The organism is Rhizobium sp. TBD182 (assembly GCF_001950375.1).
Classification (GTDB): Bacteria; Pseudomonadota; Alphaproteobacteria; order Rhizobiales; family Rhizobiaceae; genus Agrobacterium; species Agrobacterium tumefaciens.
The window spans coordinates 57,620-59,744 of the sequence record NZ_BDLN01000012.1 but is presented as its reverse complement, the minus strand read 5'-3'; the positions used below and the strand labels follow the sequence as shown (position 1 = coordinate 59,744).

At 58.7% G+C, this 2,125-nt stretch carries 2 protein-coding genes and 1 pseudogene; all 3 read right to left on the bottom strand.

Features of this window, described 5'->3' with window-relative positions; genetic code table 11:
• Window positions 1–295 (bottom strand): annotated as a pseudogene (locus T18_RS28025) (hypothetical protein); the annotation flags it as partial.
• Between the two features lie 215 nt (window positions 296–510).
• Complete coding sequence (locus T18_RS24200) at window positions 511–1,428, bottom strand: nucleotidyl transferase AbiEii/AbiGii toxin family protein (RefSeq protein WP_374189979.1); 918 nt, start codon at window positions 1,426–1,428, stop codon at window positions 511–513.
• A 7-nt stretch (window positions 1,429–1,435) separates the two neighbouring features.
• The coding region (locus T18_RS24195) for a type IV toxin-antitoxin system AbiEi family antitoxin domain-containing protein (protein ID WP_323455268.1) at window positions 1,436–2,125 on the bottom strand (690 nt) is incomplete at its 5' end.

Here is a 2,125-nt window from a genome sequence, read left to right as displayed (position 1 = left end):
GGCGGCCGTTGCCGTCGCTAAGTGCGCGCTGGGACGCGTCAAGGGATTCGTTGATGAGCGCCTGCGCCTGGACGTCAAGTGAAGGAGGCGCATTCGGAACGTTGATGGGAATGTGGACGCGCGTGGCGGTCAGTATGGGAGGATCGAGCTGATAGCCGGCGTCGGCGTCCGCAAGGATTTGATTGATCCGCCCGGCATCCGGTATCACCATTGTGGGATTGCGTGCGCGAAGTTCTTGGCAAGCGCCCCAGAATGTTTCGATGAAAATCGCGGCATTATCTCCGGCGCGTGTCATGTCTCGGTCGAGATCCTCTGAGGCGAACCGCTCATTGGTGCTAGGCCAATACTCCGCACCGCCGGCTGCGCAAAAGCGAGCTTTGAAATGTTCGAGGATGGGCTTCCGCTGTCCCTGTCAACAAATGCGGTTGATGAGATCGCGAAAAGCCTGTTGAACTGCTGGCTCTATTGGCCCGGGACTGTCAAAACGCCAATTACCGTCGAACTGGAGCATCAGGATTGTCCCCTGGTCGTTGACCGAAGCCCCTCGATCTCTCGCCGTTGCTCGGCATGTTTTTCTGGGTTCTGCGCCTTCAGCTTCTCGAGGTTGAGAATCTTCCAGCGGACGGCCGGCAGATCAGCCGCTTGCGGCAACCCGATGGCGTCGAAATCTGGTTTGCCGTTGTGGAGTGAAAGCAGAAAGCGCATGGCGTCGTCGTCGAGCCGTGCACGAAGATCCGTCGTCAGTTGCTCTCTTGCGGCTTTCAGCTCATCTAGGCTGATGGGCTGCGTCGTCATTCCCTCGAACTCTTTGACGAATGCCTCTTCCAGCGCTGCAAGCGAGGGCCTAACCAGCTCATGGGGCGGCCGCCCGGAACTTGCGACATAAATCAGGAAGGTCCGAAACAGCCCGTCGGTCAATCCCTCGTTTTCATAGAGCAGCTTGACGTCGAACAGGTCGCGTGGGTGCTGTCGGTCAACCGCCGCATGCAGCTTCCCACCAAACAGGTCCTCAAACGAGACGACCTGCATCTCAGCGAACCCGAAGACGTCCTCGACTTTCTCGCTCACCCGGCGTCGTTCCGACGTATGAACGGTGCCTCTCGCGACAGGAGAAGTCTCCACTTTTATTTCAACGTTGCCCTGCCGGACCAGGAGGCGGGTATCATTGTTGCCGCCGCCGGCGATCCTCTGGACGTTCAAGCCGCGCAGGTTGCCCATCAAGTCTTCGCGGATGTGCTCCAGTGTCGTGTCGATATTTTTCAGCGTCGTTTCGCGATCCTCAATCGGCAGATAGGTCAGGTCGATATCGACAGAGAGCCGCGGCATATCGCGATAGAAGAGGTTGATCGCCGTTCCACCCTTCAGGGCGAAGGCCTCGTGGCGGGCGATGAATGGAAGGATCCGCACCAGGAGGTCGACCTGGCGCATGTATCGGTCACGGGCCATATGGGGCCTCCTTTGGCATCAAGTCATTTGGGACTGTGATGCGATAGATGGGGTGCAGCCTGCCCCCCGGGGTCAGCGCCCGGTCGCCCTTGCCGATATCGACGGAGGAGACGTCGATGTGCCGGCGCCAGGCGTGATTGTGCTTGTCAGCAAACACGAAGAAGAGGCGCTTGGTTTTTACGCTTCGGCATAGGGTAAGGAGTGTCGTCAATAATCTCGGGCGCAGATTCGCAAGGCTCTCGAACGCCACGTCCACCTTGTGGAAGCTTTCGCCCTTTGGGACTTCGTCTAGCATTTCGAGGATCGCGCGCTCGGGTGAGGACAGCGGAATTGGCCAGCGCCATGGGCTTTGTACCAGCTCTGGATCCTCGTCGTTGGAAAGGTCGAAATCAGCGTTTTCGACGCCCGTCGCCCCTTCGCCGAACAGGACGTTGCTCCTGGTCTTGACATCGGCGTCCGTCCGCAACTTCGACAGCCATGTCGGGACATCGGATCCATAGAGATAGAGGGCAAATTCGCTGCCGAACGAGAGGTAATGAGTATGTCCCCGTAAGTTGAGGGAACTCGCCCCGCCGACATGGAACTCGTGCCGCATGAGCCAGGCGGCTGAGAGCAGAGGTATCTTCCAGCCTCCGACAGCTTCTGGATTGGTATCTGAGGAGAATGGGCGACGGTACAC

Coding starts and splice junctions, on each gene's coding strand:
- T18_RS24200 (WP_374189979.1), bottom strand. CDS start 1,428: ATGCGCCAGGTCGACCTCCTGGTGCGGATCCTTCCATTCATCGCCCGC.